This is a genomic window from Bradyrhizobium tunisiense (assembly GCF_042263385.1).
GTDB classification, from domain to species: domain Bacteria; phylum Pseudomonadota; class Alphaproteobacteria; order Rhizobiales; family Xanthobacteraceae; genus Bradyrhizobium; species Bradyrhizobium tunisiense.
In genome coordinates this window covers 62,173-71,939 of record NZ_JBHLEV010000002.1, presented here as the reverse complement: position 1 = coordinate 71,939, position 9,767 = coordinate 62,173, and the positions used below count along the sequence as shown (strand labels likewise).

Below are 9,767 nucleotides of genomic sequence, written 5' to 3'. Positions count from 1 at the left end.
CTCACTGTTCCGCTCCGACCAGTTCCCGGAGCTCTTCGGCGTCGAACTCCTGCTCGATCAGCCTGATCGACACGACGCGTGAAAATGACGCGAGATCGGGATGAGCGAACAGATCCGAGACCGCGATCGACACGCCGATGTCCTGCGACACGCGGCTGAGCACCCGCACCGCAAGCAGGGAATGTCCGCCGAGCTCGAAGAAGTGATCGTTGCGCCCGACCCGGTCGACATCGAGCAGCTTCCCCCAAATTTTGGCGAGTGCGAGCTCGATCTCATCCTCGGGCGCTTCATAGGAGCGGCGCGTCAACGCATCCTCGCCCGGCGCCGGCAGTGCCCGCCTATCGATCTTCCCATTGGGAGTGAGCGGCAACTGCTCCAGCACCGTCACGGCGGCCGGCACCATGTGGTCGGGCAGAATGGCGGATAGCGCGTCGCGCAAGGCGCGGCCGTCGAGCGACGGATCACCACTCGCATAGGCGAGCAGTTGGCGCCCGGTCCTGCCCTCGCTCGCCACCACGGCCGCCGCACGCACGCCACGCTGCTCGAGCAGTCGCGCCTCGATCTCTCCGAGCTCGATGCGGAAGCCGCGGATCTTCACCTGCTGATCGGCCCGGCCGATATATTCGATCACGCCGTCATCGCGCCAGCGCGCGAGATCGCCGGTGCGGTAGAAGCGCGCACCGCTGTCGCTGAACGGATCGGGGACGAACCGCTCCGCAGTCAACGCACGCCGGTTCAGATAGCCGCGGGCTTGGCCAACGCCGCCGATGAACAGTTCGCCGGTGACGCCGACGGGAACGATGTTGAGGTCGGAATCCAGGATGTGCGCGGACCTGGCCCCGACAGGACGTCCGATTGGCGCGGGCTGGTGAGGCGTCAGCGCGGCATCATCGACGATCCACGCCGTCGGCGCGATCACCGTCTCGGTCGGGCCGTAAGCGTTGACCAGAAGTTCGACATCGGCAGACGCGCGAAATGCCTTGATGCCGCTATCCGACCAGGCTTCGCCGCCGACGATGCATGCCCTGATCGCCAGCCTCCGACCGGTTTGCCGCAACGCCGCGCTCAATTGATCCGCATAGGCCGGCGGCAGAAAGATCGAGGTCACCGAATTGCGGGCGATCTCGCTGACGAGGTCGTCGACCAAGAGGCCGGGCTTCGAAGGTAGGACCAGCGAGCCGCCGGTCATCAGCGGCACGAGCCATCGCTCATGGGCAATATCGAAATTGAACGATGCCGTTTGGAACTCGCGATCGCGCGAGGTCATGCGGTACAGCCGGCCGATCGCTTCGCAATGCATGGCGAGCGGCCCGCGCGCAACGGCGACACCCTTCGGCATCCCCGTCGATCCCGACGTGTAGATGACGTAGGCAAGGCTATCCGGATGGATTTCGACGTCGAGAGTCCCACCGTCGTCACCGGCGGACGGCATCAGCTCGTCGATACAGAGCCCTTCGACCCTGGCTTCGCGCAGCACAGGTGCGAGCCGCTCGAGCAGCGCGCCTTGCGTCAGGACAAGCGCGGCGCCGCTGTCGCACAACATGTGGCCGAGCCGCTCAGTCGGATAATCCGGATCGAGCGGCAAATAAGCGCCACCGGCCTTCAGGACCGCGAGCAGCGCGATGATCATGTCCGGACTTCGGCTCAAGGCAATGCCGACCAGCCGGTCGGGGGCCAAATTCCAGAGCCGAAGCCGCCGTGCAAGCGCGTTAGCACGCGTGTTCAACTCGCCATAGGAGATGCGCTGGTCGCCCCATAGGACGGCAACGGCGGACGGCGCCTGCGCGGCCTGCGCTTCGAAATGCGCCACGACGTCGGCACAGGGTGATGCCGAGTTCAGCTGCGCTGCGCCGCTCCATTCGAGAGTTCGTCGCGCGTCCTGCTCAACTGCCGCAGAGAGATCACCGAGCGCACACTCCGCGTTTGCCGTGATCTGTTGCAGCAGACCGTGCAGAACGTCGCGAACGCGCAGGATGGCAGCCTCGTCAAACCGGCACCGGTCATAATTGAACTCGATGTTCAGCCCGTCACTTGCGGCAAACACCGCGACCGCTAGCGCGTAGTTCGTCGGCGTCACATGTACCACGCGGCCGATCCGAGGACGGCCCTCCCCGCCCCGGTGCAATCCCTCGTCGATCGGATAGTTCTCGAACACCAGGATGTTGTCGAACAGCGGCTGGCCGGCTTGGCCTGCGAGCCGCTGAATTTCGTAGAGCGGCGTCCAGCCGTGCTCGCGCAGGGCCAGGTTCTGGTCCTGCAGCCGGCGCAGCCAGTCGCCGACGATGGACTGCGGGTTCGGCGCATCGATGATGGGAAGCGTGTTGATGAAGAGGCCCACCATCTCCTCCGAACCGGGCAAGTCGGCCGGACGGCCCGATATGGTCACGCCGAATGAGACCGCGGACTGGCCTGAATGCCTGCGCAGCAATTGTGCCCAGGCGCCCTGTATGACCGTGTTGAGCGTCACCCGCTCGCGCCTGGCAAACGACTTCAGGCGCTCGGTCAGCCGCGCATCCACCGCAAACCCGATACTGGCATGCCCCTCGGCCCCGGAGGTCCTGCTGGACACCAACGCATTCGCGAGCAATGTCGGCGTTTCGAGTGCTGCCAGCACCTCGCGCCAGAACCTGTCAGCGCTTTCGCGATCGCGGCTCATCTGCCACGCAATGTAGTCACGATAGTTGCCCTGTATGGCCGGCAGCGTGTCGCCGCTCACGTGCTGCAAAACCTCCGCGATCAGCCGGGCCGAGCTCCAGCCATCGACGAAGATGTGATGATGGGTCCAGATCAACCAATGACGATTGTCGTCGAGAAGGATCAGGCGAACGCGCTGGAGAGGCGGTTGCGAAACGTCAAAGCCCTTCTCGCGGTCGCGCCGGGATATCTCGGCCAGCGCGGATTCCAGATCCCCACACGCGCCGTCGCGCCAGTCCTCTTCGACGAACGGCACCGTCACATGGCGATGCACCACCTGCTGCGTCGCGCCCGACAGGTTCTGCCAGACGAATCCGGTCCGCATCGCGGCATGCCGGTCGCTGGCCGCCTGCCACGCGGCTCGCAGCTTGCCGGCATCGACGCCGAACAGCTCGAGCCCTACCTGATTCACATAGGCATCGTTGGGACCGTCACGCAGCGCATGGAACAGCATGCCCTGCTGCATCGGCGAGAGCGGATAGATGTCCTCGATGCCGCGAAGGTCCAAGGCCGTCGCAAGCCGATCGAGGTCGGCCTGAGCAAGCCCGGACAACGGAACATCCGACGGCGTGAGGCCGCACGCTCCGTTGCAGCAATGCGCGACCAGTTCGCGCAGCGCAGCCTCGTAATGCGCCGCCAGCCGTTCGATCGTGGCGGACCGGTAGCGCTTGCGTCCATACCCAAAGGACAATTCCAGCCGACCGTCACGCACGAGGCCAGTGACGTTCAGCCATCCGCGCATCGGCGCCATGGCACTGCGCGAGGGACCGGCGCTCTCCGGTGCGAAGGTAAAGAGCTGGGTGGTGCCGACGCTCGCGTCAAACCGGCCCAGATAGTTGAAGACGATCTGCGGCTCCGCCAGTTGAGCGAGGACATGACGCTGTTGCTCGGAGCCGAGATGGCGGAGCACGCCATAGCCGAGACCACGCTTCGGAATCGCGCGAAGCCTTTCCTTGACCGCCTTGATCAGCGAGGCCTCGTCGCTGTCCACATTTTTCAGCCGGACCGGGAAGGCCGTCGTGAACCAGCCGACGGTACGGGATACATCCGCGTGCGCGAAAATGTCCTCGCGGCCATGGCCTTCGAGCTCTACCGTCACCTCGTCGCGCGGGCTCCAGCGCGACACCGCCCGCACCAGGGCAGCCAGCAACAGGTCGTTGACCTGGGTCCGATAGGCGGCAGGTGCCTGTTCGAGCAGCCGGGCAGTCAGGTCGGCCCCGAACACCAACGACACTTCGCCGCCGTCGCCGACGCGATCGACGCCGCCATGCTCTTCGTCACATGGCAGAGGCGTGCCGGCACCGCAATCGCGCCAGTGCGGCAACTCCGCCGCAAGCTCTGCGCTCGACGCATAGGCGTGCAGCCGCTCGCTCCACAAAGCATAGGGATCGCTCTTTGGCGGCAGCGTGACGGAGTTGCCGCATTGCAGCTGGTTATAGGCCGACGCCAGATCTTCCAGCAGGATACGCCAGGACACGCCGTCGACGACGAGATGATGAATCACGAGCAGCAGCCGTTGGCCGCCGTCGGTCAGGTCCATGCCGACCGCGCGCAACAGCGGCCCCGAGGATAGCGAGAGGCTTTCCTGCGCAGCGCGGGCCAGCTCCGTGATCTCCGTCGCGCTATCGACGCTGGCATGCAGCCACAATAATTCCGATGGCGCCGGCAGCGGCCCCTGCTCCGCCTGCCAGGCGCCGTCAACTTGCTTGAATCGCAGGCGCAATGCATCGTGATGCTCCCCGACGGCCGCGAGCGCGCGCCGTAGCGCCTCCCAATCGACTCGTATCTGAGGCCGCAGCAGAACCGCCTGGTTCCAGTGATCCCGGTTGCTGATGTCTTCGGCGAAGAAGCGCGCCTGGATCGGCGTCAGGTGACGCATGCCAGGCTCGATCTCGCCGCCGGTCGACGTCGTCGCGTCCAGCTTGCCTTTTCTTGCGGGCACCTCCCTCGACACGACGGCGACCGTCGCCAGCCCGGCAACTGTCTGCTGGCTGAAGATCTGCTTCGGCGTCAGGCGGATACCACGCTTGCGCAGGCGGGCAATGATCTGGAGGCTGAGGATGGAGTCGCCCCCGAGCTCGAAGAAATTGTCACTGCGACCGACATGCTCGCGACCGAGCACCTCGCACCAGACCGCCGCGATCGCGACCTCGATGTCGCCCGCAGGTGCGGCATAACCGGCCGAGGCCTCGTCTTGCGATGGCTCCGGCAGCGCACGGCGATCGACCTTTCCATTGGGCGTCAGCGGCAGTCGCGCCAACAGGACGATGTGCGACGGCACCATATAGTCCGGCACGATCGTTGCCAGCTGTTGCTTGATCGCATCGGCTTGCAGACCAGCGCTGATCGCGGGCACACAATAGGCGACGAGCTCCTGGCGCTGCGCGCTTCCGCCGATCGCGCGCGGGACTACGACTGCATCCTCGATCCCCGGCAGCGCCCTGATGACGCGCCCGACCTCGCCGAGCTCGATGCGATAGCCGCGCAGCTTGATCTGGTCATCGGTGCGGCCCAGGAATATCAGCCGGCCCGCGCCGTCGCAGCGGACGAGATCCCCGGTTCGGTAGAGCCGCTCGCCTGTCTCTCCGAACGGATCCGGCACGAAGCGTTCCGCAGTCAGGCACGCCGCGCCGCGATAGCCCCGTGCCAACCCTGCACCGCCGATATAGAGCTCGCCGGCAACGCCGATCGGTACCTCGTTCAGCGCGTCATCCAGGACATGGGCCCGCAGATTGGCAAGAAGCAGTCCGATTGAAATCGGACTGTTTTCCTGTTCAACCGCGCACTCATGCGTCGCCACACCGACGGTAGTTTCCGTAGGTCCGTAGTGATTCAGAATCCGGCACCCCGGCCGCAAGCGTCGGACTTCGTCCAGCAGCGCGCCATCGCAAGCCTCGCCACCCAGGACGAGCGCATCGCGGGGCAAAAGATCGGCCGACCGCGACGCCTTCAGCAATCCTCGCAGATGGCTCGGGACGATCTTGAGGATGTCGACCTCGCCTTCGCGCATCGCTTGCGCGAACCCATCCGCATCGAACACGGCCTCCGGCGATAGCAGATGCAGCGTCCCGCCGGTCGCCAGCGCACCGAACAGGACGGTGTGGCCGAGGTCGGCCGCCACCGTCGATACCATCGCCATGTTCGCCGACGGACGCGGTCCCAGGCGTTGCAGCAGCCCCTGCACGTAATTGGCCAAGGCGCTGTGCGAGACGCTGACGCCCTTGGGCGCGCCGGTCGATCCCGACGTATAGATGACGTAGGCGGTCTGCTCCGGATGGATCGTCGTGTCGACCGCCCGGCTCGAAACCTCCGCGCGCACGGCTTCGGTCTCCGCATCGAGCAGCAGGCAATCGAGCCCACGCGCGTCCGCCAATGTCTCACCCGCCGCCAGCACGATCTCGATGTTGCCGTCGGTCAAGATACGGCGAATACGTTCCAGCGGCCATTTCGGATCCAGCGGGACGTACGCGCCGCCGGCCTTGAGCACGCCGAGCAAGGCGACGACAAAGGCCGGCGATCGTTCGATCCACAGCGCGACCGGCGTCTCGCGCGCCACGGCCTTGGCGATGAGGACACGTGCGATACGGTTCGAGCGCTGCTCGAGTTCCGCAACGGTCAACTGATCCCGGCCGCATCGGATGGCTACGGCGCTCGACCTATCGGCGCTCGATCCACGGTGCAGGCTGAGCACATCGGTGTCGCGGAACGTCGCGGCTTCACTCGGCACGATCTGCCGGTGCTGCTCGTCGATGACGAAGTCCGATATCCGCCGTTCGGCATTGTCGACAATCTGGCGCAGGATCGAACCGAATTGTGCCGCCAGCCGCGCGATGGTTGGACGATCGAACAGATCGGTGGCGTAGTTGAACGTGACCTTCATGCCGACGGCGCCATCGATCACGTCGAGCGCGAGATCGAAATGCGAACCCGCGAGATCGACGATGTCGATTTCGGCGGCGAGCCCCTCGACGCCGGCGAATCCTTGCGGCGCCGTCATGTAGTTGAACTTCGCCTGGAACAGGGGGTTGTGCCCCCCGCTGCGTTCGGGCTTAAGGCCGTCGACCAGCATTTCGAACGGGAGATCCTGGTACGATAGCGCCCCGACCACGGATTCTCTGACCTGCTGCAACAGGCTCGGGAAGCCTGCTTCGCCGGCAATCTCGGCCCGCAGGACCAAGGTATTGACGAAACATCCGATCAGCCTTTCGAGCTGCGCATGCCGACGCCCTGCGACCGGCACGCCGACGCGCAAATCGTTCTGCCCGGTGTAGCGATGCAACAGCACCTGATATGCGCCGAGCAGCAGCATGAAGACGCTGACACGCTGCTTGGCGGCGATCTCCCGGAGACGGGACGCGAGCGCGCCGTCGATGGCAAGTCCAATGGAATCGCCGGCATGGCTCTGGACCGCCGGACGCGGTCGATCGTGCGGCAACGCCAGGACCGGATGAACGTCGCCGAGCGTGCTGCGCCAATAGGCGAGCTGCCGATCGCCCTCGCCTGCCGCGAGCCAGTTTCGTTGCCAGGCTGCGAAATCAGCATATTGAATTGCCGGAATCGACGGCCCGCCCGCGCCCTGGCCGATGCCGCTGCGGTAGAGCGCGGCCAGCTCTTCGAGCAACACGTCGAGCGACCAGCCATCCACGACGATGTGATGGGCCAGCAGCAGCAATTCGTACGCATCGTCGGTCTGCTGCAACAGCACCGCGCGCAACAGCGGCCCGTTCACGAGATCGAACGGCTTGCCGAGCTCGGATCGCTTCAGTGCTTCGGCGCGCTCGGCCCGTTCCCGCGCCGAATAGAACCGGAGATCCTCGTGCCGAATGCCAATGTTCATGGCATCGTGGATGAACTGCGTTCCCCGGCCGTCCCTGGCGGTGAACGTGGTGCGCAAGATCTCGTGACGGCGGACGATCTCGTCAAATGTACGCGATAGCACGGCCTGATCGACCCGCCCCTTCAGGCGGATCGTGCTTGCGACGGTATAGGCCGTTCCGCCCGGATCCATGTTCCAGAGGAACCAGAGCCGCTCCTGCGCGTGCGACAGCGTCGCACGCTCGGCCGGTGCCGCCCACGGGATCGGCGGCAGCGCGCGGCTGGCACCGGCGCCTGCCAGCGCATCGATCCGGCCAGCGAACGCCGCCAGCGTCGGCGCGTCGAAGAAGAGGCGCAGCTCCACTTCCACGTTCAGGCGCTCGCGGATCGCAGCAGCGGCCTGACCGGCGGCAATCGAGTTTCCGCCCAGGACGAAGAAATCGTCCTCGCGATGGACCGCTGCGACGCCAAGCGCCTCGCACCAGATCGCGGCGACGGCGCGCTCGGTCGCGCTCGCCGGTGCCGTGAAGGATCCAGTGCTGCGGCGACGGCCCCGCTCGAATACCATGAAACTGTCGAGCGTGTTGTCGGCGAGGCGCGCCGCGCAAGCCGATCGTTGCAGCTTGCCACTCGTGGTCAGCGGCATCGCCTGCGGGTTCAGCAGCACGATCACGGCCGGATATTCCTGTGCCTGACGCAGTACCGCTTCGCCGATTGCATGCGCGAGCGCTTCCGGATCGCTGCGCTTGAGCACGGCGCGGCTGAACTCCGCCGCGACGCCGATGGCCTCACGCCCGTCGATCTCGACTGCAAAGGCGGCCACCCGCCCGCTGCGAACGGACTCGACCTCGGCTTCGACAGCCTGCTCGACATCCGTCGGGTAGACGTTCTGCCCGCGAACGATGAGCAGGTCCTTGAGGCGTCCGGCCACGACCAGTGCGCCATCGCGAATGAAACCCACGTCGCCGGTCCGCAGCCAGCGCGTGCCATCCCGCTCCACGAACGCCTGGTGCGTCGCCTCGGGATTGTTCCAGTAGCCGAGCGCGACGCTGGGGCCGGCGACCCAGATCTCTCCGACCTCGTTTGCCCCGGCCGCAGCCGAACCGTCGACCCGCATGATGCGCGTGTCGTGACCTGCAGCGGTTCGACCGCATGCCACGAGATCGGTGCCTGCGCTGGCACTCACAATGCGGCCTGCGGCGAGCTCCGCGGTGTCGAGCGAATAGCTGACCGTATCGGCACCGATGTCGCCGGCGGTGACCAGCAGCGTCGCTTCGGCAAGGCCATAGCAAGCCGTCAACGCCCGTTGATCGAACCCGGCTCGCGCAAACCGGTTGCCGAACTTCTCGAGGGTGGTCCGGCGGACAAACTCCGACCCCGAGAATGCGAATTTCCACCGGCTCAAGTCCAATCGACTGATCGTGTCATCCGAAATGCGGTCGGCGCATAGCGAGTACGCAAAGTCGGGGCCACCGCTCATCGTGCCGCCGTGACGATCGATGGCCTCGAGCCAGCGTCGCGGCCGCTCGAGAAAGTTCCGCGGCGACATCAGGACGCCTGTAAAGCCCGTGAACAACGGATTCAGAAGTCCGCCGATCAGTCCCATGTCGTGATAGAGCGGCAGCCAGCTTACAAAGACGTCGTCCGGCGTTCCTCCAGCAGCCGCTTCGATGGCGCGCTCGTTGGCCGCCAGATTGCCATGAGAGACGCAAACGCCCTTCGGCCGCGAGGTCGATCCAGATGTGTATTGGAGGAACGCGATGGCATCGGCCGCAAGCCTGGTCTCGCGCCACTCCGCTGCGAGCTCGGGCGGAATCGCATCCACCGCAACGATTTGCACGTCGCCCAATGCGGGCAGCGTTGCCTCGATGACATCGCGCAGAGCCGTTTCCGACAGGATGAAGCGCGGCGCCGCATCCCGCAGAATGCCGTTGAGACGCCCTGCATAACGCTCGGGACCGCCCTCGGGCGGATACGCCGGAACGGCGATCACGCCCGAATACAGGCAGGCATAAAACGCGACGGCATAATTGATCCCGCTCGGAAGAAGAATTACCGCCCGCTCGCCTGCACCGCCCATCTGCCGCATCCACGCCGCGAGCGCCCTGATCCGAACGTCGAGCGAAGAATACGTCAGCTCATCCGCGACGCCGTCGCCTTCCAGGAACCGCAACGCCACCTTCTCCGGCTGCAAGGCGGCATGCTCTCGCAGGCGTTCGACGAGGTTGGCTCTATCCATGTTCTCGAATCCCTGTCCG

General features: G+C 65.6%; 1 protein-coding gene. It reads right to left on the bottom strand.

Annotated features, from left to right (window positions below):
• Position 1: 1 nt before the first annotated feature.
• On the bottom strand, positions 2 to 9,748 hold the full coding sequence (locus ACFDR6_RS07815; RefSeq protein WP_375857964.1) for a non-ribosomal peptide synthetase: 9,747 nt from the start codon (positions 9,746 to 9,748) through the stop codon (positions 2 to 4).
• Positions 9,749 to 9,767 lie beyond the last annotated feature (19 nt).

What these genes read in the sequence shown, in the direction of transcription:
- ACFDR6_RS07815 (WP_375857964.1), bottom strand. Translation starts at nt 9,748, where the DNA reads ATGGATAGAGCCAACCTCGTCGAACGCCTGCGAGAGCATGCCGCCTTG.